25 protein-coding genes and 1 pseudogene are annotated in these 25,787 nt (G+C 64.5%); 15 read left to right on the top strand and 11 right to left on the bottom strand.

Annotation, left to right across the window (positions count from 1 at the left end):
* Positions 1-72: 72 nt before the first annotated feature.
* Genes AC05QJ_RS13820 through AC05QJ_RS13810 form a run of 3 tightly spaced genes read left to right on the top strand, consistent with a single transcriptional unit; the run spans position 73 to position 3,938 of the window.
* Positions 73-582, top strand: coding sequence for an RNA polymerase sigma factor (locus AC05QJ_RS13820; RefSeq protein WP_476747385.1), 510 nt, complete (start codon positions 73-75; stop codon positions 580-582).
* Between the two features lie 3 nt (positions 583-585).
* Complete coding sequence (locus AC05QJ_RS13815; protein ID WP_476747384.1) at positions 586-1,419, top strand: FecR family protein; 834 nt, start codon at positions 586-588, stop codon at positions 1,417-1,419.
* A 53-nt stretch (positions 1,420-1,472) separates the two neighbouring features.
* A complete protein-coding gene (locus AC05QJ_RS13810) occupies positions 1,473-3,938 on the top strand; it encodes a TonB-dependent siderophore receptor (RefSeq protein WP_476747383.1) in 2,466 nt (821 codons plus the stop codon).
* Positions 3,939-4,148: 210 nt separating this feature from the next.
* On the opposite strand, the pseudogene AC05QJ_RS13805 reads toward AC05QJ_RS13810, so the two are convergent.
* Together AC05QJ_RS13805 and AC05QJ_RS13800 are read right to left on the bottom strand one after the other, a co-directional pair.
* Positions 4,149-5,096, bottom strand: a pseudogene (locus AC05QJ_RS13805) (IS110 family RNA-guided transposase).
* Between the two features lie 284 nt (positions 5,097-5,380).
* Positions 5,381-6,286: an AraC family transcriptional regulator gene (locus tag AC05QJ_RS13800; protein ID WP_476747382.1), complete on the bottom strand. Its 906-nt coding sequence runs from the start codon at positions 6,284-6,286 to the stop codon at positions 5,381-5,383.
* A 173-nt stretch (positions 6,287-6,459) separates the two neighbouring features.
* Between AC05QJ_RS13800 and AC05QJ_RS13795 the strand changes: the two genes are divergently transcribed.
* From AC05QJ_RS13795 to AC05QJ_RS13765, 7 genes are all read left to right on the top strand, one after another.
* Positions 6,460-7,518 (top strand): NAD(P)-dependent alcohol dehydrogenase, encoded by a 1,059-nt coding sequence (locus AC05QJ_RS13795; protein WP_476747381.1) that lies wholly within the window; start codon positions 6,460-6,462, stop codon positions 7,516-7,518.
* A gap of 110 nt (positions 7,519-7,628) precedes the next feature.
* Positions 7,629-8,051, top strand: coding sequence for a nuclear transport factor 2 family protein (locus tag AC05QJ_RS13790; RefSeq protein WP_476747380.1), 423 nt, complete (start codon positions 7,629-7,631; stop codon positions 8,049-8,051).
* Positions 8,048-8,800 (top strand): SDR family NAD(P)-dependent oxidoreductase, encoded by a 753-nt coding sequence (locus tag AC05QJ_RS13785; protein WP_476747379.1) that lies wholly within the window; start codon positions 8,048-8,050, stop codon positions 8,798-8,800. The genes AC05QJ_RS13790 and AC05QJ_RS13785 overlap by 4 nt, the downstream gene beginning before the upstream one ends.
* Before the next feature lie 5 nt (positions 8,801-8,805).
* A complete protein-coding gene (locus tag AC05QJ_RS13780) occupies positions 8,806-10,053 on the top strand; it encodes an NAD(P)/FAD-dependent oxidoreductase (protein ID WP_476747378.1) in 1,248 nt (415 codons plus the stop codon).
* Positions 10,050-10,865, top strand: a complete 816-nt coding sequence (locus AC05QJ_RS13775; protein WP_476747377.1) for a DUF1365 domain-containing protein — start codon at positions 10,050-10,052, stop codon at positions 10,863-10,865. Before AC05QJ_RS13780 ends, AC05QJ_RS13775 begins: the two co-directional genes overlap by 4 nt.
* Complete coding sequence (locus AC05QJ_RS13770; RefSeq protein WP_476747376.1) at positions 10,837-12,096, top strand: class I SAM-dependent methyltransferase; 1,260 nt, start codon at positions 10,837-10,839, stop codon at positions 12,094-12,096. Before AC05QJ_RS13775 ends, AC05QJ_RS13770 begins: the two co-directional genes overlap by 29 nt.
* The gene (locus AC05QJ_RS13765; RefSeq protein ID WP_476747375.1) at positions 12,089-12,586 is read left to right on the top strand and encodes a DUF2878 domain-containing protein; all 498 of its coding nucleotides are present in this window, start codon (positions 12,089-12,091) and stop codon (positions 12,584-12,586) included. Before AC05QJ_RS13770 ends, AC05QJ_RS13765 begins: the two co-directional genes overlap by 8 nt.
* A gap of 138 nt (positions 12,587-12,724) precedes the next feature.
* On the opposite strand, the gene metC is transcribed toward AC05QJ_RS13765, so the two are convergent.
* The 4 genes from metC to AC05QJ_RS13745 all read right to left on the bottom strand — a co-directional run bounded on the left by metC (position 12,725) and on the right by AC05QJ_RS13745 (position 15,970).
* Positions 12,725-13,894, bottom strand: coding sequence for a cystathionine beta-lyase (metC, locus tag AC05QJ_RS13760; RefSeq protein ID WP_476747374.1), 1,170 nt, complete (start codon positions 13,892-13,894; stop codon positions 12,725-12,727).
* 86 nt (positions 13,895-13,980) lie between these two features.
* Positions 13,981-14,517 carry a DUF3833 domain-containing protein gene (locus AC05QJ_RS13755; RefSeq protein ID WP_476747373.1) on the bottom strand — a complete coding sequence of 179 codons (537 nt, stop codon included), beginning with the start codon at positions 14,515-14,517 and terminating at the stop codon, positions 13,981-13,983.
* 1 nt (position 14,518) lies between these two features.
* Entirely contained in the window at positions 14,519-15,073 is a 555-nt protein-coding gene (locus AC05QJ_RS13750; protein ID WP_476747372.1) for a chalcone isomerase family protein, read from the bottom strand.
* A 150-nt stretch (positions 15,074-15,223) separates the two neighbouring features.
* Positions 15,224-15,970, bottom strand: coding sequence for an outer membrane beta-barrel protein (locus AC05QJ_RS13745; protein ID WP_476747371.1), 747 nt, complete (start codon positions 15,968-15,970; stop codon positions 15,224-15,226).
* A gap of 225 nt (positions 15,971-16,195) precedes the next feature.
* On the opposite strand from AC05QJ_RS13745, the gene AC05QJ_RS13740 reads away from it, so the two are divergent.
* Entirely contained in the window at positions 16,196-16,813 is a 618-nt protein-coding gene (locus AC05QJ_RS13740) for a LysE family transporter (RefSeq protein ID WP_476747370.1), read from the top strand.
* On the opposite strand, the gene AC05QJ_RS13735 is transcribed toward AC05QJ_RS13740, so the two are convergent.
* Positions 16,791-17,231 carry an MAPEG family protein gene (locus tag AC05QJ_RS13735; protein ID WP_476747369.1) on the bottom strand — a complete coding sequence of 147 codons (441 nt, stop codon included), beginning with the start codon at positions 17,229-17,231 and terminating at the stop codon, positions 16,791-16,793. The genes AC05QJ_RS13740 and AC05QJ_RS13735 overlap by 23 nt on opposite strands.
* Positions 17,228-17,530: a DUF2834 domain-containing protein gene (locus AC05QJ_RS13730; RefSeq protein WP_476747368.1), complete on the bottom strand. Its 303-nt coding sequence runs from the start codon at positions 17,528-17,530 to the stop codon at positions 17,228-17,230. Before AC05QJ_RS13730 ends, AC05QJ_RS13735 begins: the two co-directional genes overlap by 4 nt.
* Positions 17,531-17,639: 109 nt before the next feature.
* Between AC05QJ_RS13730 and AC05QJ_RS13725 the strand changes: the two genes are divergently transcribed.
* Entirely contained in the window at positions 17,640-18,455 is an 816-nt protein-coding gene (locus AC05QJ_RS13725; protein WP_476747938.1) for a helix-turn-helix domain-containing protein, read from the top strand.
* Between the two features lie 80 nt (positions 18,456-18,535).
* Positions 18,536-19,630 (top strand): NAD(P)-dependent alcohol dehydrogenase, encoded by a 1,095-nt coding sequence (locus tag AC05QJ_RS13720; protein ID WP_476747367.1) that lies wholly within the window; start codon positions 18,536-18,538, stop codon positions 19,628-19,630.
* Between the two features lie 23 nt (positions 19,631-19,653).
* Here the strand turns inward: AC05QJ_RS13720 and AC05QJ_RS13715 are convergent, their stop codons facing one another.
* Entirely contained in the window at positions 19,654-19,818 is a 165-nt protein-coding gene (locus AC05QJ_RS13715) for a DUF2986 domain-containing protein (RefSeq protein WP_476747366.1), read from the bottom strand.
* Complete coding sequence (locus tag AC05QJ_RS13710) at positions 19,805-20,551, bottom strand: tRNA (adenine(22)-N(1))-methyltransferase (protein ID WP_476747365.1); 747 nt, start codon at positions 20,549-20,551, stop codon at positions 19,805-19,807. The genes AC05QJ_RS13715 and AC05QJ_RS13710 overlap by 14 nt, the downstream gene beginning before the upstream one ends.
* Positions 20,552-20,961: 410 nt before the next feature.
* Here AC05QJ_RS13710 and AC05QJ_RS13705 point away from each other — a divergent pair, with 410 nt between their 5' ends.
* Positions 20,962-21,825 carry a diguanylate cyclase domain-containing protein gene (locus tag AC05QJ_RS13705; RefSeq protein WP_476747364.1) on the top strand — a complete coding sequence of 288 codons (864 nt, stop codon included), beginning with the start codon at positions 20,962-20,964 and terminating at the stop codon, positions 21,823-21,825.
* 7 nt (positions 21,826-21,832) lie between these two features.
* Here AC05QJ_RS13705 and AC05QJ_RS13700 read toward each other — a convergent pair whose 3' ends face one another.
* Positions 21,833-22,561 (bottom strand): carbon-nitrogen hydrolase family protein, encoded by a 729-nt coding sequence (locus AC05QJ_RS13700; RefSeq protein WP_476747363.1) that lies wholly within the window; start codon positions 22,559-22,561, stop codon positions 21,833-21,835.
* Between the two features lie 1,608 nt (positions 22,562-24,169).
* Here AC05QJ_RS13700 and AC05QJ_RS13695 point away from each other — a divergent pair.
* The gene (locus AC05QJ_RS13695; protein ID WP_476747362.1) at positions 24,170-25,765 is read left to right on the top strand and encodes a ShlB/FhaC/HecB family hemolysin secretion/activation protein; all 1,596 of its coding nucleotides are present in this window, start codon (positions 24,170-24,172) and stop codon (positions 25,763-25,765) included.
* Positions 25,766-25,787: the final 22 nt, after the last annotated feature.

The following is a 25,787-nucleotide window of genomic DNA, read 5'->3' as shown; positions in this document are numbered from 1 at the left end:
CGTCATGCCAATTTGCCCCACTCAGAAACATCATGCTATAAATGAGATTCACTATCAATTGAGCTGGCCAGCATGGCTTCGACTGACAACGATCTCCTGCAAGCCCTGGCCTTGCACTACGACGATCTGGTCGAGCATATCCGCCGGCGCTTTTCCAACCAGCATTTCGCCCGCGACGTGGTCCACGATGTGTGCCTGCAGATCCTGGAAAAGCCGCCGCTCAAGGCGATCAGCCTGCCGATCGCCTTTTTGCGCCGCGCCACGCTGAATCGCGCCATCGACCGCCGCCGCGCCGAGGGCACCCGGACGCTCTATGTGCAAAGCCAGATCGCTGTGGTCGAGCAGCACCGCGACGACCTCGACGGCGCCATGGCACTGGAATTCGAACAGCGCCTGCGCGCCCTGCTGGCAATCATCGAGTCGCTGCCCTCGCGCCAGCGCCAGGTGTTCCTGCTGCACCGCATTCACGGCATGGCGCAGCAGGAGATCGCCAGCGAGCTGGAAATTTCCGTCAACATGGTCGCCCAGCACTTCATGCGGGCCATGCGCACCATTGCGCAGCGCTGGCAGCCGGAGGCCTGATTCATGCAACGCCCTGACAATCCTGTTCTGCCCCAAGACCTCGAGCCCTACGCCGAATCCCTACGCGCCCTGGTGCCCGGTCGCGAAGCACTGCTGGCCGAAGCCAAGGCGCAAAGCGCACGCAACGCCAAGCGCCGACGCAAAGCCGCCGGCACGGCGCTGCTGCTGGCGCTCGCCGGCTGGACCTGGCTGGCCGACCCGGCGCTGGGCTACCGTCAAGTCGAGATCGCTCACAGCGGTCGCGAAACCCTGCATCTGGACGACGGCAGCGTGGTCGAACTGGACGCCGGCAGCGTGCTGCGGATCGAGTACCGGCTGCGCAGCCGCCAGTTCGAACTGCTCGAGGGCGAAGCCCTGTTCAACGTCGCTCACCTGCCCTCGCCGTTCATCGTGCGCAGCCAGGGCGTGGCGGTACGCGACATCGGCACCGTGTTCGATGTGCGCAGCGACCTGCGCGGCGTGCGTGTCGCGGTGCTCGAAGGCGCGGTGGAAGTCGACAACGGCCATACCCGCCAACCACTCACGGCCAACCAGCAGGTACTCGCCAGTTCTGCCGCCCTCGGCCCTGTCGAACCGACCCGGCCCGGAGAGCTGGACGCCTGGCGGCAGGACCTGTTCCATTTCGACGGCACGCCGCTGGACGCGGTCATCGCGCAACTGCAACGGCACCGTGCGGCACCGATTCGCCTGGAGGGCGACCTGGCACCGCAGCATCGGTTGAGCGGCGAATTCCCCACCGGCAACGTCGAGCAATTGCTCGACACCCTGCCCCGGCTGGCACCGGTCGAGGTGCGTCGGCAGAAGAACGGCCTCGTGGAAGTCGATACCCGCCGCTGAAAAATATTTTTCAGCGGCACATCAAAGTTCGCCCGGCACAAACGCTAATCCCTATGAAACGCATTCTCAACCGCTTCAATGGGGACTCCATGACCTTCTTCGTTCACCCGCTGCGCCAGGCGATGCTTCTGGCGACCCTCGGTCTAATGGTTGCCGGACCGCTGCAGGCCGAGCAGGCGCATTACCGCATCGACCTGCCTGCGCAATCGCTGGACCAGTCGATCAACGCCCTGGCCCGTCAGACCGGCAGCCGTATCCTGTTCAACACCGACGCCGCCCAGGCGGTGCAGGCGCCCGCGCTGCACCAGCAACTGAGTGTCGAACAGGCGCTGCGCCAGCTGATCGCCGGCAGCGGCCTGACCCTGAGCCAGACCGCCGACGGCCAGTACCTGATCGGCCCGGCCACCCCCTCCGCCGAGGGCGCGCTGGAACTGAAGACCTCGAGCATCGTCGGTCGCCAGCCGGTCGCCACCACCGAGGGCAGCAACTCCTACACCTCCGGCATCGTGACCCTGGGCAAGGGCGTGCAGTCGCTCAAGGACATCCCGCAGTCGATCACGGTCGTGACGCGCAAGCAGATGGATGACCAGAACACCCAGACCATCACCGAACTGGCCAGCCGCACGCCGGGCCTGACCGCCACCCGCTCGCCGGGGTCGGGGCTGTACATCTACTCCCGCGGGTTCAGCATCGACACCCTGCAGTACGACGGCGTGCCGATCCCGCGCAATACCTATTCGCTGGGCAGCTACCTGAGCGAAGACTTGAGTTTCTACGACCGCGCCGAAGTACTGCGCGGCCCTGCCGCGCTGCTGCAGGGCGGTGACAGCCCGGGCGGTGCGATGAACCTGGTGCGCAAGCGCGGTCAGGACAAACCCACCGTGACCCTTACCGGCAAGGCCGGTTCCTGGGATCGCTACGGCGTGCAACTGGACGCTGGCGGCCCCTTGAATGACGAAGGCACCCTGCGTGCACGCACGGTGCTCAGCCAGACCGATAACGGCTCGTTCATCGACTACGTGCGCGGCTGGAACCAGACCGTCTACGCGGCCGTGGACTACGATTTCACCCCTGACCTGACCGTAGGCCTGGGCGTCGCCAACCAGAAAGGCCACTCGCGCCCGGCCATGCTCGGCCTGCCCCGCTACGCCGATGGCGGCAACCCCGACTGGTCGCGCTCGACCTATGTCGGCGCCGACTGGAACCGCGCCGACAACGACCAGACCAGCGTATTTCTCGACGCCAGCTACCGCCTGAGCGATGACTGGCGGGTCAAGGCCGCCGGCGTGTACATGAGCGAGCACAATGGCGCCACCTACCAGGCGCTGTGGGATGCCCTGCCGGCCAACGGCGCCACCAACAACAACTACATCGACTGGGCCACCGACTTCACCACCCACAGCAAGGGCCTGGACGTCTACCTGGACGGCAGCTTCACCGGCCTTGGTTTCGAACAGACCTTCCTGCTGGGCGCCAACTACTCGCGCCTCAACACCGACGACCGCTGGGCCCGCGCCCCCACGGCACTCGCCGACTACACGGCTATCGATCACCATCGTCCAATGCCGGACATCTACAGCCTGGCCAGCGCCAACCGTGGTCGTGGTCAACTGACCAGCTACGAGATCACCCAGAAAGGCCTCTACTCACGCTGGTCGATCAACCTGACCGAGCCGCTGAAGCTGATCGTCGGTGCCCGTACCAGCTGGTACGACTACAGCTACGCCGCCGAATTCTTCGACCACTCCGGCTACAGCGAATCCACCACCCGCAGCACCGGCAAGGTGTCGCCCTACGCCGGGCTGGTGTACGCCCTGGGCAAGCAATGGTCGGTCTATGCCAGCTACACCGATGTGTTCCAGCCGCAGACCGCGCGCACCGCTTCGGGCTCGGTGGTCGAGCCGATCGTGGGCACCAACTACGAGCTGGGTCTGAAAGGCGAACTGCTCGACGGCGCGCTGAATACCTCGTTGGCGCTGTTCCGCTATGACCAGGAACACCACGCGGTGCTCGACCGCAGTGGCAGCATGGACTGCGATGGCTGGTACTGCTCGAAAGCCTCGGGCAAGGTGCGCAGCCAGGGCCTCGAAGCGCAGGTCAGCGGCGAAGTGCTGAGCGGCTTGCAGGTAATGGCCGGCTATGTCTTCAACACCACCCGCTACCTGGAAGACGCCGACTACAAGGACAAGGTGTACAGCACCTGGACGCCCAAGCACCAATTCAAGCTGTGGGCCGACTACACCCTGCCGGGCGACTGGAGCCGTACCTCGGTCGGCCTGGGCACCACCGCGGTCACGGGCACGACTTCCTACGACCACGTCTTCGACCTGCCAGGCTACGCGGTCTGGGATGCGCGGGTGGCCTACAAGGTAAACGACGAGATCACCGTGGCGGCCAACCTCAACAACCTGCTGGACAAGAAGTACTACCAGCCGGCGTACAGCACCATCGACTACAACAACTACTTTGGCGACCCGCGCAATGTGATGTTCAGCGTGAAGTACACGCCTGAGTTTTGAGGGTTGGGTGCATGACGACAGCCCTTCGCCGCCGTTGAGATCGAGCGCCGCCCGCGCGGCGCATCGCTGGCAACGCCAGCTCCCACATCTGTTGCAACGTGCCATGGCCTGTGGGATTGGCGTTGCCAGCCCAGGCGCACGGCTGGAGTGAGTGAAGCGACCTGGTGGCAGTCCACCCTGTGGGAGATTCTATGGTTTTCGGGAAGCCCATTAGCTGACTTTTGGTCGGTATTCGCCCTGTCCTTTCAACAGGGCGAATACCACGCGAGCAAGCTTGCGAGCGAGCATCACCAAGGCTTGGGTAGTGCGGAATCCTTTGCTTATGTATCCCTCATAAACCTCTTTCCAAGCAGCAGTGCGACGGGCCGACATTGCAGCGTTGTGCAACAGGCGACGAGCTTCAGGATCACCGCGCTTGGACAAACTGCGACGTCCATCTTTCTGGCCCGACTTGGAGACCCGGAGGTCCAGTCCCAGAAATGCGATAAAGGCATCCGAGTTTCGAAAGTCTCCTCGCTGAAAGGCGGTGAGCAAACGAGCGCCAGTCAACAAACCGATACCTTCAACTTTCATGCAACGCTCCAATTGCTCCGCCAATCCGGCCTCTTTCAACTGGTTATTGATGGTTTTTTCAATGAGCGCTTCTAATCACGCCATGGCTTTGAGCTGGCCCCCTATTGCCCTCTTGAGCAGGGGTTCATTGGCCCAGCTCTGTTTGAGGCTGACGCGCGCCTGGACCACTGCAGCACGACGGCGGAAAAGGCTGATAATGCGACGATAGAGCGTGCAGGGCGGGCTCCACGGACGTAGCTCCTGGCCCTCGTTCTTGAGATACCGAGCAAGCAGCCGGGCATCCAGCGCGTCGGTCTTGGCGCGGATATTCACGCCTTTGCGGTAGTGGCTCAGTTCATAGCCACCCACCATGTAAATCGTGCAGCCGAACTCATGAGCGAGATCAGCGAACATCAAGTGATAGATATTGGTCGCTTCGATGGCGACAGCTACTTTTCCCGGCAACGCTTTGAGCCAATTCTTGATGGATGTCTTGTTATTGGGAATGGTCTCCAGCTCATCGGACTCGGCGTGGTAAATCACCAACTCATCTTTGGCGACGTCCACACCCACAATCGGCTGTAAAACAGTAACTGGCATTGCCATTGGGCTTTCTTCCCGGATATGGTTTGAGGGCTTGAAGGGCCACCCAGAGGCGCAGGCTTGTATCTTTCGTCGGTTGTGAGCCAGAAGGATTCTTTATCGGCGCTTGGGTGAAAGGAGGAGGGGCGAGATCTCCCACGGTCTGTACTGCGCGAACAGTCAGAAGCTGGCTTTGTCCCTTCTCCTCCCTTCAAGTCCTACCATACAAGCTGGCCTTGCCAGCGATGCGCCGCGTGAGCGGCGCTCGATCCTGAGAACGCCGAAAAAGCCCGGCATGCGCCAGGCAACTACACCGGCAATTCCCGATACGGCACCTCTTCTCCCGGATTGCGCAGAAACTGCCGCTTGTACTCGCGGCTGAACTGCGAACTGCTCTGATAGCCGACCCGGTGCGCCACCTGCGCCACGCCCAGCCCTTCGCCGATCAGCATCTGCTGCGCCTTGAGCAGGCGCAGGCGCTTGAGGTACTGGATCGGCGACAGCAGGGTGCTGCGCTTGAAATGCTCATGGAAGGCCGACGCACTCATGTTGGCGCGGCCCGCCAGGGCGTCGATGCTCAAGGGCTCGGCATAGTGGTCGCGCAGGTAGGCCAGCGAGGCGCCGATCCGGGCGAAGTGCCCCTGCTGCTCCACCAGCGCCCGCAGCGCTCCGGCCTGCGGGCCTTTCAAGGCAGCAAAGTACACCTCGCGAACCCGCGCCGCGCCCATCACCCGGGCATCTTCCTCGGTCTGCAGACACTGCAGCAGGCGCAGCACCGCGTCCTGCATCGGCGCGTCCAGCGGCGCCGAACTCATCGACTCCGGCGTCTGCGCCCGGACCATGCCCGCCGGCAGCGGGTCCATGGCCTGGACCATCTCGCTCAGCACCAGCGGATCGATACCCACCGACACCCCGTACAGCGGCTGCGCCTCACTGGCAAAGGTCTCGCACATGAACGGCACCGACAGCGCCTGCACCAGGTACTGCCCGGCGCCATAGTCCAGGGTGCGCTCGCCCAGGCGCGCCAGCTTGCTGCCCTGGGCCAGCACCATCAGGCTCGGCTCGTAGATCTGCGGACTGCTGGCGACGTATTCGGCCCACGACAGCACCTGCACCTCGGCAAGCCGGGTCTCGACGAAGCCGGGACGGCTGGCCAGCGGCTTGATCAGATCGCAAAGGGCCTGGCGGCCAGGAAAGAAACGGGAATCGGACATGACAGGAAGCAGCAGTGAATGAACGGGCCATGATCGCAGATTCGCGGGCGCCGGCAGTGCCGAACGTCAGGGTACTGGAGTAATAGGCATGACACGCGGAGGAATGCCCATCGGCAGCGCCGCCGATGATCCGCAGAATGCGCCGCCTTCACCCGCTGTGCAGAGGCACCTCCATGTATACCGCCATCGGCTACGCCGCCCAATCGCCTACCGCTCCCCTCGCCCCGATGACCTTCGAGCGGCGCGCCCCCCGCGCCAACGATGTGGTGATCGACATCCTCTACTGCGGCGTCTGCCATTCCGACATTCACCAGGCCCGCAACGAATGGGGCATCGCCGTGTACCCGCTGATGCCGGGCCACGAGATCATCGGCCGGGTCCGCGCCACCGGCAGCGCCGCCAGCCAATACCAGCCCGGCGACCTGGTGGGCGTCGGCTGCATGGTCGATTCCTGCCAGCACTGCGAGGCCTGCCACGCCGACCTCGAACAGTACTGCCTCGAAGGCCCGACCATGACCTACACCACCCCCGACCGGGTGGACGGCAGCTACACCCTCGGCGGCTATTCCAGCAGCATCGTGGTGCGGGAAGACTTCGTCCTGCGCATTCCCGAGGGCATGGACCTGCCCAGCGCCGCACCGATCCTCTGCGCCGGCATCACCACCTGGTCGCCGTTGCGTCACCACGGCGTCGGCCCCGGCCACCGCATCGGCATCCTCGGCATGGGCGGACTCGGCCATATGGGCATCAAGCTGGCCAAGGCACTGGGCGCCGAAGTCACGGTGTTCACCCGCTCGCCGGCCAAGGCCGAGGAAGCCCAGCGCCAGGGCGCAGACCATGTGATCGTCTCCACCGATCCGCAGCAGATGGCCTCGGTGGCGGACCATTTCGACTTCCTGCTCGACACCATCCCGGTACAGCACGATCTCAACCCCTACCTCCAGACCCTGAAGTTCAACGGCGTGCACATCCTGGTGGGGCTGATCGAACCCATCGAACCGGCCATCGACGCTGCGCACCTGGTGCTCAAGCGCCGGGGCATCGCCGGCTCGCTGATCGGCGGCATCGCCGAAACCCAGGAAGTGCTCGACTTCTGCGCCCGCCACGACATCCGCTGCGACGTGGAGATGCTCGACATTCGCCACATCAACGAAGCCTACAGCCGCATGATCGCCGGCGATGTGAAGTACCGCTTCGTGATCGACATGGCCACGCTGCCGCCCGCCACCTGACCGAGTGCAAAAAAGCTGTACAAGCGAATTGACTTGTACAGCTTCTTGCCTAGGCTTCAGGAAATACCTGTACAAACAATCCTGTTTGTACAAGATTCCCTGGAGCCGCCATGTCCGATTACCTCAACGGCTTCGCCCGCCAGTTCGCCGCGCTGGACGCCGGCAACCTGAGCCGGCTGGGCGAGTTGTACCGCGAGGACATCGAGTTTCGCGACCCGCTGCACCGCATCCACGGCCTGCCAGCGTTGCGAGACTACTTCACCCAGCTCTACGCCAACGTCCAGGACATCAACTACGAATTCCACGGCGCCGACGAAGCCCGCCCAGGCCAGGGCTACCTGCGCTGGACCCTGCACTTTCGGCATCCCCGCCTGAACGGCAACCACCCCATCCACCTCGACGGTTGCAGCCACCTGAAGTGGACCGACCGCGTGCACTTCCACCAGGACTACTTCGATGCCGGCGCCCTGCTCTACGAGCATGTGCCGGTGCTTGGCGGACTGATCGGCTGGCTCAAGGGCCGCCTGTCATGAGCCGCTGCTGGCTGACCGGTGCCGGCAGCGGCATCGGTGCTGCTCTGGCCGAAGTCCTGCTGGACCAGGGCCACAAGGTCGCCCTGGGCGCACGCACGGCCGAGTCCGTCGAGGCACTCAAGGCCCAGCATCCCCGGCAGACACTGCTGGCCCTCGGCGATATCACAGACCGGCAGCAGGTCGAGGCAATCGTCGAAGACATCAGCGAACAATGGGGCGCCCTCGATCTGGTGATCCTCAACGCCGGCACCTGTGAATACCTGGAGCCCGGCCAGTTCGACAGCGACACCGTCGAGCGGGTGATGCGCACCAACCTGCTGGGCACCAGCCAGTGCCTGCAGGCCGCACTGCCGCTGCTGCGCCGCGGGCAGCGGCCGCACCTGGTGGTGGTCGCCAGCTCGGTGGCCTGGCTGGCGTTGCCCCGGGCAGCGGCCTACGGCGCGTCCAAGGCGGCGCTGCGTTACCTGGTGGAGTCGCTGCGCATCGACCTGATTGCTGAAGGCATCGACGTCACCCTGGTCAGCCCCGGCTTCGTCGACACCCCGCTGACCCGGCGCAACGACTTTCCCATGCCACAACTGTGGAGCGCCGAACGCGCCGCCCGGCATATCGCTAGGCGCCTGCCACGCCGCCCGCTGGAAATTGCCTTCCCCGGTCTTTTCATTTTCATCCTGCGCCTGCTCGGTGCCCTGCCGGCGCGCTGCCGGCTGTGGCTGGGCCGGCGCATGGCCCGCCCCGGACAGGACTGACGCCCATGCGCATCGCCATCATCGGCAGCGGTATCGCCGGCCTGACCAGTGCCTGGCTGTTGTCCCGGCGTCACGAAGTCACGGTGTTCGAGGCCGCCGACTGGATCGGCGGTCACACCCACACCGTCGACGTGAGCTGGCAAGGCCGACAGTACGCCATCGACACCGGTTTCATCGTGTTCAACGACTGGACCTACCCCAACTTCATCCGCCTGCTGGAGCAGCTTGGCGTGGCCTCGCGGCCCACCGACATGAGCTTTTCGGTTCACGACCCGGCCAGCGGCTTCGAATACAACGGCCACGACCTCGACAGCCTCTTTGCCCAGCGCCGCAACCTGTTGTCCCCGGGGTTCTGGGGCATGCTGCGGGATATCCTGCGCTTCAACCGCCAGGCGCTGGCCGACTTCGATGCCGGGCGCATCGAGTCGACCACCCGCCTCGGTGACTATCTCGCCGCGCAGGGCTACGGGCGGCGCTTCATCGACCACTACGTGGTGCCCATGGGCTCGGCCATCTGGTCGATGTCACGGGCCGACATGCTCGGTTTCCCCTTGCAGTTCTTCGTCCGCTTCTGCCGCAACCACGGCCTGCTGTCGGTCAATCACCGTCCGCAATGGCGGGTGATCGAAGGGGGTTCACGGGCCTATGTCGCGCCGCTGTGCCGGCGCTTCGCCGAACGCATCCGCACCAACTGTCCGGTAAGCCGGGTGCGCCGCGACGAGGCCGGCGTCGAACTCACCAGCCGCGCCGGCAGCGAACGCTTCGACCGCGTGGTGTTCGCCTGCCACAGCGACCAGGCGCTGGCCATGCTGGAAGCCCCGAGCGAAGCCGAGCGCCAGGTGCTGGGCGACCTCGGCTACGCCAGCAACGATGTGGTGCTGCACACCGATACCCGCCTGCTGCCACGCCGGCGCAAAGCCTGGGCGGCCTGGAACTATCGCCTCGGTGAAGTCGAGCAGGCCCCCGCGACCCTGACCTACGACATGAACCTGCTGCAAGGCATCGACGCCCCGGTGACCTTCTGCGTCAGCCTCAACCAGACCGCGCTGATCGATCCGGCGCAGATCCTGGCGCGCTTCGACTACGCCCACCCGCAATACAGCCTCGGCGCCGTCGCCGCCCAGGCCCGCGAGGCCGAACTGCAGGGGCGGCAGCACAGCTTCTATTGCGGCGCCTACTGGGCCAACGGCTTTCACGAGGACGGCGTGAACAGCGCCCTGCGCGTGGCCGAATACTTCGGAGAGCGCCTGTGAACAGCCACCTGTGCCACGGCTGGGTCAGCCACCGGCGCCTGACCCCACGGCCCCATGCGTTCCGCTACCGGATCGGCATGCTCTACCTCGACCTGGACGAACAACCACGCTGGCTGGGCCTGTCGCGCTGGCTCGGGCGCTCGCGCCTGGCGCCGCTCTGCCTGCGCGACACCGACTACCTGCCGGCCCGCACCCGCCACGGGCAATCCCTGGCCGACGCGGCGCGCGCGCTGGTAGGCCAGGCCACCGGAAAGACACCGGACGGTGCCGTGCACCTGCTGACCCAGCCACGTTGCTGGGGCCTGTCGTTCAACCCGGTGAGCTTCTACTTCTGCCACGACGCTACCGGGGAACTGCTGGCGATCCTGCTGGAGGTGCGCAACACGCCGTGGCGCGAACGCTTTCACTATGTGCTGCCGGTCGAACCGGGCCAGCCCCGGCGCTTCGCCCTGGCCAAGGCATTCCATGTCTCGCCCTTCCTGCCGCTGGACATGGACTACCGCATGGACTTTCGCCTGACCGACAACGGCCTGCGCATCCACATGGAGAACTGGCGCGAGGGCCACAAAGTGTTCGAGGCGCACCTGGCACTGCAGCGCCAGACCCTCGACGCCAACACCCTGCGCCGCCATGTGCTGGCCTTCCCGTGGATGAGCCTGCGCACCTTGAGTGCCATCTACTGGCAGGCCCTGCGCCTGTTGCTCAAACGCACGCCCCTGCACGCCCACCGCGCCAGCCAGGATGCCCCTGGCCTCGGCCGCCCAGTCCCCGAGGAGCCCGAGCATGTCCGAACCCACCCTGAGCATCAGTAAATCCGGCGGGCTCGCACCGCTGCTGGGCAACCTCGGCAGAAACGCGGTGCTGGCGCAGATGCGGCACTTGAGCCAGGGCCAGTTGCGGCTCATCACTCACGACCGGCAATGGACCTTCGGCCCCGCCGGCAGCCCACTGTACGCCGAGATCGAAGTGCTCGACGAAGCCGCCTGGGGCCTGGTGGCAGCCAAGGGCTCGATCGGCGCCGGCGAGGCTTACATTCACGGCTACTGGCGCAGCCCTGACCTCGCGGCGGTGACCCGTCTGTTCGTCGCCAACCTCGACGTGCTCGACGCCATGGAGAGCGGCATCGCCCGCCTCGGCCGCCCGGCCCTGCGCCTGTTGCACTGGCTCAACCGCAACAACCGGCGCAACGCCCGCGGCAACATCCTCGCCCACTACGACCTGGGTAACCGCCTGTTCGAGCAACTGCTCGACCCGACCATGATGTACTCCGCCGCCCGCTTCGCCAGTCCGGAGCAGAGCCTGGAGCAGGCACAGCTGAACAAGCTCGAAGACATCTGCTGCAAGCTCGACCTCAACCCACACGACCACCTGCTGGAAATCGGCAGCGGCTGGGGCAGCCTGGCGATCCATGCCGCCTTGCAGCACGGTTGCCGGGTCACCACCACGACCCTGTCCCGGGCCCAGTACGATTACACCCGCCAGCGCGTGCGCAACCTCGGTCTGGACGGGCAGGTCACCGTACTGAACGAAGACTACCGTGACCTGCACGGGCATTTCGACAAGCTGGTGTCCATCGAAATGATCGAGGCGGTGGGCCACCGCTACCTGCCCGAGTACTTCCGGCGCTGCGGCGAGCTGCTCAACGACAATGGCCTGATGCTGCTGCAAAGCATCACCATCCGCGACCAGCGCTATGCCCAGGCGCGGCGCTCGGTGGACTTCATCCAGCGTTACATCTTCCCCGGCGGTGCCCTGCCGTCGCTGAGCGTGCTGCTGGACACCGCCAGCCGCGAGACCGGCCTGAACCTGGTGCACATGGAAGACTTTGGCCAGGACTACGCCCGCACCCTGCGCCACTGGCAGGACAACCTCCAGCGCGCACGCCCGGCCTTGCTGGACATGGGCTATGACGAGCATTTCCAGCGGCTGTGGGAGTTCTACCTGTGCTACTGCCGTGGCGGCTTCGAAGAGCGCGCCATTGGCGTGGCGCAATTGCTCTGGGCGGCGCCAGCGGCGCGGCGGGCGCCGGTGCTGGATGCCTGAAGGCTCGCGGCGCTGGCTGATCGGCAATGCCCTGTGGCTGCAGGCCGGCTGGTGGGGTTGCGTGCTCGGGGCGCGGCAGCCGTGGCTGTTGCTAGCGGTGGTGATCGGGCTGGTGGCGCATGTGCTGTTGTGCCGGCAGCGCCGGGCGGAAATCGGTGTACTGCTGCGGGTGGGGCTGGCGGGATGTTTGCTGGATGCCGGTCTCGGGGCGCTGGGGGTGTTCGCGTTCGACCAGACACCCCTGCCGGCATGGCTGGCGTTGCTCTGGCTGGTGCTGGCCAGTGGCATGCGCCATAGCCTCGGGTGGATGCGCCGGCCGCTGTGGCGGGGGGTGGTGTTCGGGCTTGTGGGTGGGCCGCTGGCGTATCTGGCCGGGGCGCCGCTGGCGGGGGTTGGGTTGCCTTGGGGCGCGTTGCCGACAGCGGTGGTGCTGGCGGTGGTCTGGGCGGTGTGGTTGCCGTTGTGTTTGCGGCTGGCAGGCTCGAACTGATGGCCCGTGAGACCGGGCGCCGCTTGGCGGCGCATCGCCGGCAAGGCCGGCTCCCACGAGGTCAGGTGGCGCCCACGTACCCTGTGGGAGCTGGCCTTGCCAGCGATGCGCCGCACAAGCGGCGCCCGATTTTGCGCCCTACGCCAGACGATCCAGCCCACGGCGCAGATCGCGCTTCAGATCCTCCATGTCCTCCAGCCCGATCTGCAGCCGCAGCGCCAGCCCGCCCGGCGCCCAGCGGGTCGCGGTGCGGTAGCTGGTGCAATCGAACGGAATGATCAGGCTCTCGAACCCGCCCCACGAATAGCCCATGCCGAAGATATCCAGGTGATCCAGCATGTTGGCCAGGTTCGCCTTGCTGTAACCCGGCTTGAGAATCACCGAGAACAGCCCGGTCGAGCCGCTGAAATCGCGCTTCCAGCACTCATGCCCCGGACAGCTCGGCAACGCCGGATGCAGCACCCTCGCCACCTCCGGCTGCGCCGCCATCCACTGCGCCATCTCCAGCCCGCGCCGCTGCGCCTCCTGCAAGCGCAGGTGCAACGTACGCAGGCCACGCAGGGCCAGGAAACAGTCTTCGGCCCCCGGCAGCATGGCCATGGCATCGTAGGTCTTGCGCAGTTCCGGCCAGGTGTCGGCGTTGGCCGTGACCAGGCCCATCAGCAGGTCGGAATGCCCGCCCAGGTACTTGGTCCCCGCCTCCACCGACAGGTCGCAGCCATGCTCATGGGCGCGGAAGAACACCGGCGTGGCCCAGGTGTTGTCGATAATGGTCTTGATCCCGCGGGCCCTGGCCACGGCGGTGATGGCCGGCACGTCCTGGACCTCGAAGGTCTGCGAGCCCGGCGATTCTAGGAAGATGGTCGAGGTATTGTCCTTGAGCAGCCCGGCGATCCCGGCACCTACCAGCGGATCGTAGTAGCCGACCTCGACGCCGAATTTCTTCACCAGGTTCTCGCACAGCACCCGCGTCGGCCGGTACAGGGTGTCGGGCATCAACAGGTGGTCGCCGCTCTTGAGGGTGGTGAACAGGGCCAGCGCCAGAGCCCCCAGGCCCGACGGCGAGATGACCGTACCTGCCGCACCGGACAGCTCGCTCCAGGCGTTCTCCAGGGCCTCGATGGTCGGCGTGCCCTTGGTCCCGTAGGTGAAACGGGCGCGCGCCTGCTCGAGGTCGGCCATGGTCTTGAACACCACGGTAGAGCCCCGGTACACCGGCATATTGACGAAGCCAAGCTGCAGTTCATGATCGCGACCCAGGCGGGTCAGTTGGGTGGCGAGGGAAAAGTCTTTGTTCGAGTCGGTCATTGCGAACCCGTGCGGTAGATGAAGGCAGGACAGGCCTACAGCCTATGTCGCGGGCAGGCCGATCACAACCAGGATGCCGCCGAAGACTACCGGTCCTGGGCCGCCAGCTTGCGGAAGAACAGCGTCACCTGCCCCACCTCCACCCCGAACTTGCTCATCCGCGTGCGGTTGATCAGGGTGTCCTGATCCATCAGGTACATCCAGTCGTCCATGTCCAGCACCCAGTGGCGGCCGTCCACCGGTACATCCAGGCGGTAGCGCCATTGCAGCGCATTGCCCGCCACCTGCCCCTGGGCCTCGCCCACCACATCGCCGGCCTCGCCACGCCAGCGGCCGTTGCCGTCCGGTGTGAGGGTCCAGGTGCGTTGCTGGCGGGTGCCGTCGCTGTAGACAAAACGCTCGTCGAGGATCAGCCGCTCGCCGTCCCGGCGGCTGTCGATGCGCACGTGAAACCGCTTGGTCACCTCGCCCGAACGGTTCTGCACCATGCCCCAGGCCTGCACCGGCCCGGAGAAGAAGCCGACCAGGTCCAGCGTCGGCTGCTCGCCGGCGTAGCGCTCGACCTCGACGTTGCCGCAGCCCGCCAACAGCAGACACATCAATGCAACCCGCAAACGCCTCATCTCAACCTCCTCGTCCATCGCCGGACATGCCCAGCAACTGCTGGCGCAACTGTGGATCGCGGGCCTGCGGGTCCAGCCAGATGGCGAAGAACGCCCGGGCGAACGCGACATCGTCGATTTCACGACGCAACTGGTCATCGACATAGAACCGGCAGCCACGGCCGGGCAGATAAACCCCGGTGATGCGCATGCCGGGACGCACATCGACGAAGGCGGTTTCCATGATGTGGGTCCAGCGCTCAAGCGTCGCCGGGCCAAGCTCGCGCCCGCCCAGGCGGCGCATCTCGTCCACGCTGGCTTTGACCAGAGTGTCCCGGGACAGGGCACGGCGGTAGGTCAGTTCGAGGGCGAAGGGCTGGTCCCAGGCGAAGCCCGTCGCGGGACTCCACAACCGGGCGTTGTAGAGGGTCACGCCAAACCAGCTGAAGGCACCGCTGCCCAGCAGGCGCGCATCGGCGATCGCCGGGCGCCAGTCCGCCCGGCACGGCAGTGCCGCCATCGACAGCAGGCACACACACGCCAGGACATTCAGGGTCTTGCCAGCCCGATCGAGCATGGTGAGAACGCCTCGCTGGGAAAGAAACCTTGTACAAGCCTAGTTGTTTGTACAGTTTTCCGGGGCGTTCGTTCCGTCGGCGGGGGATGTTCCGACGGGTGCGGCCTGCCGGTCAGCGCGAGGCGGACCGACAGGCCACGCGGGAGGCGCTTAGAACGCCATGCCCAGCTTCACGCCAAACTCGTCACGCTTGAGCTTGGTGTTGTCGGCCGCAGCCGAGTCTTCGTCGAGCTTGTACTCGGTGCGGGTGTAGTAGGCACCTACCTGCAGTGGCAGACCGCCGTTCTGGTTCAGCAGCAGGCTGACCTCGGCGTAGGGGTTGGTGCGGTCCTTCAGGTCGACGGTGTCGCTGCCGAAATCGTCCACCTTGAGTTTGGCGCGGCCGTCGATGGTGTGACGGGCACCGACTTCGACACGCAGGGTCGAGCTGTCGAACTGGTGGTTGTAACCCAGTGCGGCCTTGGCGAAGGGCGACCTGGCAGTCAGCTCGACATCAAGGTCGTTGATCTGCGGCTCGAAGCGCGACCAGCTGTAGCCGCCGCCCACGGTCAGGTCGACGAAGTTGCGGGCGTCCAGCGCCGCGCGCCAGCCGAGATCGAGATCGGCCTGGGCTTCCTTGAGCTTGTTGTCGTTCTTCTTGCCGTACTTGGCCTGGGCGCCGGCCTGGTAGATGAAGCCGGATTCGGCGGTCAGCTTGTTGCCGAAGGTGGCGAACACGCCGCCCTGGCCCAAGTGATCGGAGTCGGACTCACTGCCGCCTTCGAACTTGAATTTGTCGTAGCTGCCCAGCAGGCCCAGGGTGAACAGCGGGTCGGTGCTCGGTGCGGCGACAGCAGCCAGAGGAGCGGCCAGCAGGGCCAGGACACAGGTCGGAGCGAGCAATTTACGGGTGGGCATTCGGAGCCTCCATGACAGTAATGTGTTAACGAACGCACCGCTTCGAGGCAACTGGATCCCGGAAAGTTCGAAACAAAGTGAAAAAATTGTGAAAGACTTCGCGTAACTGACCGCTCTGGATCGCGGCTTTGGCGTCGCCACCTGCGCGTTGACGGCCCAATGCGCTGCATGAGTGATAGTCTACGGCCATCAGCCTTTTCCCTACCCAGTGCAGGAGCTTCCACCATGCTCGGCGTGACCGACTACGGCGCTTTCGTGATCGCGTTCATCATCGTCCTGGCCATTCCCGGCCCCGGCAACTTCGCCCTGATCACCGCCACCGGCAAGGGCGGGATCAAGGCCGGACTGGCGGCCACCTGCGGGGTGATCCTGGGCGACCAGGTGCTGCTGTGGCTGGCGGTGGCCGGTGTCGCCACCCTGCTGGCGGCCTACCCGGCGGCGTTCCATCTGGTGCAGTGGGTCGGCGCCGGCTACCTGGCGTACCTGGGAATCCGCATGCTGCTGAGCAAACCCGGCGATGCGCCGCGCAAGAGCCGCATGGACAACGGCCATTTCATGCGCCAGACCATGATGATCACCCTGCTCAATCCCAAGGCGATCATGTTCTACATGGCGTTTTTCCCGCTGTTCGTCGACCCGGTGAAACACCAGGGCCTGGTGACCTTCGGCTTCCTCGCCGCGACGGTGGCGGTGGTGACCTTCCTCTATGGCCTGATCGCGGTGGTCCTGACCCACAAACTGGCCGAGCGCATGCGCGCCAACCCGCGCCTCTCCAACCTGTTCGAACGGGCGGCCGGCGCTTGCCTGGTGGGGTTCGGGATCAAGCTGGCGGCGATGCGCTAGCGATGACGATGCAGCCCATCACCGCCAGTCCCGCCAGGCACAGGATGCCAACCCCGTAGAACACCGTGCGCCAGGGCTGCACACCCCAAAGATAGGCCAGGGTGTGCAGCCCCCTGGCGAGCGTGAACACCACCATCATCCAGGTACTGGGCAGTGTCGGCGTCCCCAGGGCAACCGCCAGCCCGCCCAACGCGAAAAACAGCGGAATGTTCTCCAGATCGTTGGCCCAGGCCCTGGCGGCCCGCAACACCTGTGGCCGCTCCACCGACTGCGGCGCCCGCTTGAACACCGCGGCATCCTCAGGGTTGGTGAAGGCCAGCCCGCGCAGGCGGAACCAGCCCTGGTAGCAGGACAGCGCGAGCATCTTGCAGAACAGCATGACCACGCAGAGACCGTAGACCGACAGCAAGTCGCTCATGCCCGCGTCTCCCGCACCACGATATAGAGCAAGGGCCCCAGCGAGACGAACACCGCCGTCACCAGCAGGTACGGCAGCAACCGCCTCCACGAACCGCCACGCACACGGTTGTCGTGCCACATCCAGACACCCGCCAGCGCAGCCATCAGGTACAGGTCGATGACCACCTGGGCGGTATCCGGTCGCGCCAACAGTTGCAGCCCGAAGGCCACCAGCGACTGTTCGGCGATCAGCAGGGTCCAGCCGGTGTACAGGGTGAAAGGGATCAGCGCGGCAAGCGCAGCGAAACGGGGTGTCATGTTCTTCTCCTGGGGTGGGCCGCGCCGCCACGGTAGTGATAGGGTGGCTCGCCCCTCAATGACCTCACAGGTCATGGACGCTTCGCACAAGGACAGTCAGAGTCGCCCGATGAGCCACCACCCGTTCCACCCTGTAGCCCCCGTAGCCGGCACCAGCGCCGGCCAACACCTGCGCCGACTGCGTCGGCAGGCGGGAATGAGCCAGCTCGACCTGGCACTGGTTGCCGGTGTCTCCCAGCGCCACCTCAGTTGCATCGAGACCGGTCGCGCCAAGGCCGGTCCCGGCACTCTGCACGCCCTGCTCTGCGCGCTGGACGTACCACTGGAGCAGTGCAACGACATCTTCCTCGCCGCCGGCTATGCGCCCCGCTATGCCGCCGGCGGCATCGATGCGCAGGCGATGGGCATGGTCCATGACGCCATCGGCCATATCCTGCAGGCGCACAACCCGGCACCGGCGATCGTCATCGACAGCCAGTGGAACATCATCGCCGCCAACGCCGGCGCCGGGCTGCTGCTTGCCATGGTCGGCATCGCGCCGGACACCGGGCCTGGGCTCAATCTGCTGGACACCCTGTTGCAACCGGGCGGGCTGGGGGATCACCTGGTCAATGCCGCAGAGATCCGCGCCATCGCCTGGCAACGCGCCTCGCGGGAGGCCGCCGGCAATCCTGCACTGCTCGGCCGCTTGCATAATCTGCCCCGCCCGGAAAGCCCGACACTGGAGCAGCAGTCGTCGCCGCTGGTTTTGACTCGCGTACAGACGCCCTTGGGCGAGCTGAAATTCCTGTCCACCTTCACCACCTTCGGCATGCCGCTGGACATCACCGTGGCGTCACTGCGGATCGAGCACCTGATTCCGGCGGATGAGCAGACCTGGCAAATGCTGCGACGGGCAGCCAAGGAGGCTGACCAGACGATTTGACGCACCTCGGGGATTTGCAGGATGACCGATGCTGGGCTTTGCTACACGGCTCAAGTAATCGCTCAACCAGGAGGTGGAAGATGGCGTTGATGAAGGCAGCGGTTTTCGTGGAGCCGGGACGGATCGAACTGACCGACAAGCGCATTCCCGACGTCGGCCCCAACGATGCGCTTATCCGCATCACCACGACCACTATCTGCGGCACCGACGTGCATATTCTCAAGGGCGAATACCCGGTCGCGAAGGGCCTGACGGTGGGCCATGAACCGGTCGGGGTGATCGAGAAACTCGGCAGCGCGGTCAAGGGCTACCAGGAAGGCCAGCGGGTCATCGCCGGGGCCATCTGCCCCAACTTCAACTCCTACGCCGCCCAGGACGGCGTCGCCTCGCAGGACGGCAGCTACCTGCGGGAAAAGGGGCTGTGCGGCTGCCATGGCTACAAGGCCACCGCCGGCTGGCGCTTCGGCAACCTCATCGACGGTACCCAGGCCGAGTACGTGCTGGTGCCCGATGCCGAAGGCAACCTGGCGCCGATCCCCGACGGACTCACCGACGAACAGGTGCTGATGTGCCCGGACATCATGTCCACCGGTTTCAAGGGCGCCGAGAACGCCAACATCCGCATTGGCGACACCGTGGTGATCTTCGCCCAGGGCCCGATCGGCCTGTGCGCCACGGCGGGCGCCCGCCTGCTCGGCGCCTCTACCATCATCGCCGTGGATGGCAACGACCATCGCCTCGGCATTGCCCGCAACATGGGCGCCGACATCACCCTCAACTTCAACCGCTGCGATGTGGTGGACGAGGTGATGAAGCTTACCGGCGGCCGTGGCGCGGATTCCTCCATCGAATGCCTGGGCCTGCCCAGCACCTTCGAGCAGTCCATGAAGGTGCTCAAGCCGGGTGGCACGCTGTCGAGCCTGGGGGTGTATTCGGCCGACGTGAAGATCCCCCTTGGCGCCTTCGCCGCCGGCCTGGGCGACCACAAGATCAACACCGCGCTGTGCCCTGGCGGCAAGGAACGCATGCGCCGGCTGATGAGCGTGATCGAGTCGAACCGGGCGGACTTCGGTTCGCTGGTCACCCACCACTATGGGCTAGGCAACATCGTCGAGGCCTACGACCTGTTCGCCCATCAGCGCGATGGCGTGCTGAAGATCGCGATCAAGCCCTGACGGCGCCGGCCTGTCAGCGGCGGTCAGCCCTCGCGCGGCTCCGCCGCTGCAGCCGACGCGGCCTCGGCTTCCAGCTTCGCCCGGTCGGCCTTGCTGATGTACTTCGGCTTGTTCTTCGGCGCCAGCTTGGCGTTGGCCTTCCTGGCGTGGGCTTCGAGCAACTGCTTGATCTTTTTACGACGGTTCATGGTTTGCGGTTCCGTTCAGGGTGTGCGCATTCGAATCAGCCCCGAGCATGGCGCTGATCTTCTCTATCTCCTGCTCAAGGTCCTTGACCCTGTCCTCGATGCCATCCTGGCGTGCCGCGCTCAACTGCGCCAGGGTACGCCGCTTGAGCTTCAGCAGACGCGCCCACTTCGCCACGAACGCGGCGCTGCGCGCTTGCAGTTGCAGGGGGCCGAAATACAGCGCCTGCGGGCTGTAGCTCACCGGGCCAGTGGGTTCGGCGACGATGATCTCGTAGTAGAAGCGGTTCTCGTGCAGCACCTCTTCGGCGACGATGCGATAGCCGTGTTCCATTAGCCACTGACGCAGCGGCTGCTCGCCGCCGTTGGGCTGGAGGATCAGGCGTTCGCGGCCGCTGAGGCGAGACTGGCCAGCGGCGAGCAGGTCACGGATGGTTTCGCCGCCCATGCCGCAGAAGCTGATGGCGGTGATGCCGTCGCCTGGTTCGATGGCGGCCAGGCCGTCGGCCAGGCGCACACGGATCAACGCCTGCAGGTCATTTTCCTGCACGCTGCGCAGGGCCGCGCGATAAGGCGTCATGGCGACTTCGCCGGCCACCGCGGCACTGACCAGACCACGAAGCACCAGCGCCACCGGCAGGTAGCCGTGGTCCGAGCCGATATCGGCCAGCCTCGCGCCTGGCGGCACATGGGCGGCGACGCGCTCGAGGCGCCGGGACAAGGTGTGTGGGTTCAACGGGGTACCTCGGGTTGGCGGTGGCGGCAGTGAAGTGCCAGCCGGCAGGTTTTCAGTGTTCTCAAGATCGAGCGCCGCCCGCGCGGCGCATCGCCGGCAACGCCGGCTCCCACTCCTGTGCAACGCGCCAAGGCCTGTGAGAGGCGGCGCGACTTTAGCGGCCCGCGCCGATCATTTCAAATATCGCCGACCGGAGCCTCGGCCAGGACCCAAGCGTGCGTCGATTTGCGTCAGCGAAATGAATTTTTTTCATGACACCGGTCGCAGCCCCGCTACCCCGCGGGGTCCCACCCATTCCAAATGGCCAGCCAATCAGCCACACTGCCACCACCAAGGACGTCTGCCATGACCGCCGCCGGGATTTCGCGGCAGGGCTCTGCTCAAGCTCAATCAACCGGACTTCCTGACTTATGCCCGTTGACCTCCAATCGCTGTATCCCAGACTGATCCACCTGATGCTGGACACGGTCTTCGTGGTCGACCGGGACAACCAGATCGTGTTCGTCAGCGATGCCTGCGAGGCGCTGCTGGGTTACCGGGCCCAGGAACTGGTCGGCACCCCCATCACCCGCTACATGCACCCCGACGACCTGCCGGCCACCCGCGCCTCGATCATCCGGGTGATGAACGGCCAGCCTCACTTCGACTTCCGCAACCGCTACATCCGCAAGGATGGCGGTGTCGTCCACATTCTCTGGGCGGCGTTCTGGTCCGACGAGGTGGAAGCGCGGATCGGCGTGGCCCGCAACGTCACCGCGCTGACCGAGGCAGAACAGGAGCTGCGCTTCCTCGCCCACCACGATCCGCTGACCAAGCTGAGCAACCGCTCGCTGTTCAATACCCGCCTGGAGACCGCGCTGCACAGCGCCCGGCGCCACGCCAGCACGCTGGCGCTGCTGTTCGTCGACATCAATGACTTCAAAGGCATCAACGATGCCCACGGGCATGCAGTGGGCGACCAGGTGCTGTGCACCATCGCCCGGCGCCTGGAAAGCTGCGTGGCGGAAGCGGACACCGTGGCACGCATGGGCGGCGACGAGTTCATCGTGCTGCTGACCGATATCCACTCGGAGAACGCCGTCGCCGAGCAGGTAGCGCAGATTCTCGCAGCCATGGCCGAACCCCTCGGCGGTGACTTCGATGGCCTGGACATGCCGTCCTGCAGTATCGGCGTGGCCTGCTACCCGCAGGACGGGCAAGACGCCGACACCCTTCTCAGCCACGCCGACGGCGCCATGTACCGGATGAAGCGACAGCGCTCCTCGGCGGGCTGAAGCCCGCTCAGAGCGTCACCACCTCGCCTTCCCCGCTGTGCAGGTCGTACAGCACCAGGGCCTCTTCGGCGTCGCCGGCTGCACACACCTTGATTCCCTGCGCGTTCCACACCCCCGACTGCCCGGCGGCGACATAGTCGTCGGCCTGGCCCACGCAATTGGCCATGATCACCGTGAAGCCGTGCGCCTGCGCGATCTGCGGGTAATGGATGGCTGCCCCAGCGACACCCCGTGCGGACTTGGCGACGCTGGTGAAGTAGACCCCGGCACCCAGCGCCGCCACCTGCCGCGCATGGGCCAACTGCAGCGACTCGAAGCAGATGGCCGGCGCCAGTACGTGACCGTTGCGGCTGAACAGTCGCTGCTCGGCGCCCGGGGTGAAGAACGGTAGCTCGTCGGCGTGCAGGAATTGCTTGGAGTATCGGGTGCGAGCCAGCCCGGGCTGGAACACCAGCATGCTGATCTCGATACCTTCGCGGCCCGGCGTGGGAACCCCGACGGCGACCAGCATGGCGTGGCGGTCGCATGCCTCTTGCAGCACGTCCAGTTGCGGATCGTCGGGCGCCATCGCCACTTCCCGGGCCAGCGCCGGCGCGTAGCCGCTCAGGGAGAGCTCGGGAAACACCAGCAGGTCGGCGCCCAGGCTGGCCGCCCGCTCGATCACCTCAAGGTGCTTGCGCAGGTTCGCCCCGATCGCGCCATGGGCGGAGGAGATTTGTGCGGCGATCAGCTTCATTACCCGTCCTTGCATGAGAGAGTTGAACCGCAAAGCGTACAAGATGAGTGATGGCAATTGAACAGCACTTAGTGAACTTCCGGGTATCTGGCACACCAGTGAGGCGACTGATAAATGTCGACTGGTTCACACTCTGCTAATTGATGACTTTTTGCCATCAGTTAATCCCGCACTGAAAACGCCGGCAATGATAGCGAAACGATCTCAACCGCGCCGCCTCCCTCAAACCCCTCATTCAGGTAGCGATGCAACTCATATGAAGAGTTCGAATCGTGTCGAACAATCCTCGCGACGCGACCTGTGTCCTGCGGTAATGATTGCGAACCGTTTGGTACATATCAGGCAGCGCCGGGCGTCGGGCGACGACCCTGTGCAGCGAAGCGGCCGGAGCCCGTTTTCGTTGGGCAAAGCCCCTGCGTCAGGGTGCTGGATGAGGTAATGACGACCTTACAGACGCAAACATCGCCAGCACACTCAAATGAATATAATTTAAATAAATCACTAAACTTTAATTTTCCGAACCCGCTAAACCCAAGGTGCACAAATCGATAACTTTAGAAAAAAGACAAATGCCAGAAGATCATTTCAGAAACAAAACGGACAGTCTTTAAAACTTCAAACCTCCACGCTTCTAAAAATCTTCCCAACCCAACATAAAAACCAAAAAAATCATTCAACCCAATAATCAACCATCAAAACAGTTATGCCATTGCACAACAGTGCCCCAACCCTGAACTCAATATTATCGACCACTAAATACCTGCGCCGTGACGCTTCGAAAGCGCTCTGCACCGCTATCCGCGACACCCGGTAACCTGTCAAAAAAATGAAGCATTACAAATAGTTAGCGCGTTAACAAATCGCGCAACGGCGGGCTTTCCCGGCCCATAATGGTGCGTACGCAAGGTTTTGGGTCGTGCCATTTCCTTTGCACACTTACAAAACTTACATTTATTGGCGTCAATTAAACAACGTCAAAAAAAATGATTTCACAATGCCATTGACCGTTTAACACAACAGCGCTATTAATGCGCCCGTACTACCTCTGACCCGTGATGGGTCTTAGCTGCCATGGACTGCAGGGGAAGCCAGAAGATAACGGACGGTGGTTCACCACCACACTAGAATCCGTTTTTTATAAAGCGCCATGCAGAACGGGAGGGCTTTCCAAAGCCCAATCAAAATCAGGGGAGCACTCCTCCAAACGAGGGGAGTAAAAATCAGGAAGGGATAAAAACATCCACCGGAAAGCCTGGCGAAGAACAGGCATGGTGGCGTGTCGGGGCGGTTTGCCGCTTCGCTGGTGCAACCTGGCACTCGTGTGCCGAATGCTGTTTTTGTCTTCTCGAAACCAATCTCTTCACGCCTGCGCGCCCGCCTCGAACGAGGCCGCTTGTGTGTGTCCGGTTGAAAACTTTGTGAGCTGATTATTTTTCGGCTTGGGCGCCCTTGCGCCCGAAAAAAGACGGTTTACCAAGGATTGTTCGGCTCCGGACCGGGGCCGTGCTCGAGTGTGCCAATCGCTAGAGAACGAAGATGCTGGATGTATCCCGACGAAATGACCTGCCTCTAACAACTTCCTCGCCAATCACTGACAGCAAGGTTCCCATGCCCTATTCCCACGTACCGGCGAAGGCTCTGCTGTGCGCCCTCGGTTTTGCCGTGATGACAGCCAACGCAGCAATGGCCAACGAATCCGCAGCTCAAGCCCCGCAATCCCAGGCGTCGCAAGCCCAGGTGATGGTCAAGGCCGTCGAGTTCAGCGGTAACCGCACCTTCACCAGCGAACAACTCTCGGCACAGATCGCAAACGATTTGGGTCGCCCAATGAGCCTGGCCGACATGAAAGCCCTGGCCGCCAAGGTCGAGGCCTACTACCAGGCCGCCGGCTACCGCCTGGTCAAGGTGGTGGTGCCCGCACAGGACTTCGCTCACCAGAACGCCCTCAAACTGGTGGTTCTGGAAGGCTGGCTGGGCCACGTGCAGGTCACCGGTGCCAAGCGTTTCTCCACCGAGCAGGTGCTTGACGCCCTGACCGCTGGCGGCGTGGTCGCTGGCAAGCCGTTCACCCTGGAGCAGGTCGAGCGCTCGCTGACCCACCTCAACCGCCTGTCCGGCATCGAGGTCAGCTCGACCCTGCAGCCTGGCGTGGAAACCGGCTCCACCGATCTGGTGGTCGACGTCACCGAGGAAGCCCGCGTTCAGGGCGCTCTGGAAGTCAACAACTACGGCAGCAAGGACACCGGCGAAACCCGCGTGATCCCGAGCCTGAAGTTCGCCAACCTGACCGGCCACGGCGACGAAGCCAATGTCATGGCCCTGACCTCCATCGGCGACGGCGACCTGTGGTACGGCTACGTCGACTACAGCCTGCCGCTCAACGCCCAGGGCACCAAGGCCCGCGCCTACTTCTCCAAAGGTAACGTCGACGTCGGCAACACCTACCGCGTACTGGAGATCGAAGGTGACAACCAGAGCTGGGGCCTGGGCGTTTCCCAGGACTTCGTGCGTTCGGCACGCAGCATCGTCACCGCCGAAGCCTGGCTCGAATCCCAGGACCTGGAGCAGAGCATCCTCGGCGTGCGCACTGCCGAAGACAAGATCCGCAAACTGCGCTTCAGCCTGAACCTGGACAACTCCGACCTGTACGGCCGCACCCTGGCCACCGCCGGTCTGCACTACGGCCTGGGCGAAGCCCTGGGCGGCATGGACGACGAGTCGACCATGTCCAGCCGCTCCGCCGCCAAGGCGGACAACAAGTTCACCAAGTTCACCTTCGACATTGCCCGCCTGCAACAGATCACCCCGCGCTTCCTGGTGATCCCGCGCATCGCCGGTCAGTACTCCCTCGACTCGCTGGTGTCCAGCGAACAGTGGGGCGTCGGTGGTTTCAACTCAGTAGTCGGCCATGCGCCGTCGACCTGGTCGGGTGACCACGGTTTCACCGCCAGCCTCGAAGGCCGCTACTCGCTGTTCAAGGACAGCGACCGCTACCAGGCGACCGCGCGCATCGATCACGGCCAGGTCTGGCTGAAGGACACCCTGGTCGGCCAGGACGACCATCAGGACCTGACCGGCGCCGCCATCGGCCTGCTGGCCCGTCCGATCGACAGCGTCGACCTGCGCCTGGACGTCGGTGTACCCCTCAGTGAGAAGACCGAGGACAGCACCTACGTCTACGCCCAGGCGCGCTATCGCTTCTGAGCCACGGAAACCACACCCAATT

It is taken from the genome of Pseudomonas sp. TUM25319 (assembly GCF_056388475.1).
Note: the sequence above shows the minus strand (reverse complement) of the source record. Positions and strands in the feature narration are given on the sequence as shown.

What these genes read in the sequence shown, in the direction of transcription:
- AC05QJ_RS13790 (WP_476747380.1), top strand. Translation starts at nt 7,629, where the DNA reads ATGTCCGATTACCTCAACGGCTTCGCCCGCCAGTTCGCCGCGCTGGAC.
- metC (WP_476747374.1), bottom strand. Translation starts at nt 13,894, where the DNA reads ATGACCGACTCGAACAAAGACTTTTCCCTCGCCACCCAACTGACCCGC.
- AC05QJ_RS13770 (WP_476747376.1), top strand. Translation starts at nt 10,837, where the DNA reads ATGTCCGAACCCACCCTGAGCATCAGTAAATCCGGCGGGCTCGCACCG.
- AC05QJ_RS13715 (WP_476747366.1), bottom strand. Translation starts at nt 19,818, where the DNA reads ATGAACCGTCGTAAAAAGATCAAGCAGTTGCTCGAAGCCCACGCCAGG.
- AC05QJ_RS13720 (WP_476747367.1), top strand. Translation starts at nt 18,536, where the DNA reads ATGGCGTTGATGAAGGCAGCGGTTTTCGTGGAGCCGGGACGGATCGAA.
- AC05QJ_RS13815 (WP_476747384.1), top strand. Translation starts at nt 586, where the DNA reads ATGCAACGCCCTGACAATCCTGTTCTGCCCCAAGACCTCGAGCCCTAC.
- AC05QJ_RS13735 (WP_476747369.1), bottom strand. Translation starts at nt 17,231, where the DNA reads ATGAGCGACTTGCTGTCGGTCTACGGTCTCTGCGTGGTCATGCTGTTC.
- AC05QJ_RS13785 (WP_476747379.1), top strand. Translation starts at nt 8,048, where the DNA reads ATGAGCCGCTGCTGGCTGACCGGTGCCGGCAGCGGCATCGGTGCTGCT.
- AC05QJ_RS13695 (WP_476747362.1), top strand. Translation starts at nt 24,170, where the DNA reads ATGCCCTATTCCCACGTACCGGCGAAGGCTCTGCTGTGCGCCCTCGGT.
- AC05QJ_RS13700 (WP_476747363.1), bottom strand. Translation starts at nt 22,561, where the DNA reads ATGAAGCTGATCGCCGCACAAATCTCCTCCGCCCATGGCGCGATCGGG.
- AC05QJ_RS13705 (WP_476747364.1), top strand. Translation starts at nt 20,962, where the DNA reads ATGCCCGTTGACCTCCAATCGCTGTATCCCAGACTGATCCACCTGATG.
- AC05QJ_RS13795 (WP_476747381.1), top strand. Translation starts at nt 6,460, where the DNA reads ATGTATACCGCCATCGGCTACGCCGCCCAATCGCCTACCGCTCCCCTC.
- AC05QJ_RS13750 (WP_476747372.1), bottom strand. Translation starts at nt 15,073, where the DNA reads ATGCTCGATCGGGCTGGCAAGACCCTGAATGTCCTGGCGTGTGTGTGC.
- AC05QJ_RS13820 (WP_476747385.1), top strand. Translation starts at nt 73, where the DNA reads ATGGCTTCGACTGACAACGATCTCCTGCAAGCCCTGGCCTTGCACTAC.
- AC05QJ_RS13740 (WP_476747370.1), top strand. Translation starts at nt 16,196, where the DNA reads ATGCTCGGCGTGACCGACTACGGCGCTTTCGTGATCGCGTTCATCATC.
- AC05QJ_RS13725 (WP_476747938.1), top strand. Translation starts at nt 17,640, where the DNA reads ATGAGCCACCACCCGTTCCACCCTGTAGCCCCCGTAGCCGGCACCAGC.
- AC05QJ_RS13755 (WP_476747373.1), bottom strand. Translation starts at nt 14,517, where the DNA reads ATGAGGCGTTTGCGGGTTGCATTGATGTGTCTGCTGTTGGCGGGCTGC.
- AC05QJ_RS13730 (WP_476747368.1), bottom strand. Translation starts at nt 17,530, where the DNA reads ATGACACCCCGTTTCGCTGCGCTTGCCGCGCTGATCCCTTTCACCCTG.
- AC05QJ_RS13800 (WP_476747382.1), bottom strand. Translation starts at nt 6,286, where the DNA reads ATGTCCGATTCCCGTTTCTTTCCTGGCCGCCAGGCCCTTTGCGATCTG.
- AC05QJ_RS13745 (WP_476747371.1), bottom strand. Translation starts at nt 15,970, where the DNA reads ATGCCCACCCGTAAATTGCTCGCTCCGACCTGTGTCCTGGCCCTGCTG.
- AC05QJ_RS13780 (WP_476747378.1), top strand. Translation starts at nt 8,806, where the DNA reads ATGCGCATCGCCATCATCGGCAGCGGTATCGCCGGCCTGACCAGTGCC.
- AC05QJ_RS13810 (WP_476747383.1), top strand. Translation starts at nt 1,473, where the DNA reads ATGAAACGCATTCTCAACCGCTTCAATGGGGACTCCATGACCTTCTTC.
- AC05QJ_RS13765 (WP_476747375.1), top strand. Translation starts at nt 12,089, where the DNA reads ATGCCTGAAGGCTCGCGGCGCTGGCTGATCGGCAATGCCCTGTGGCTG.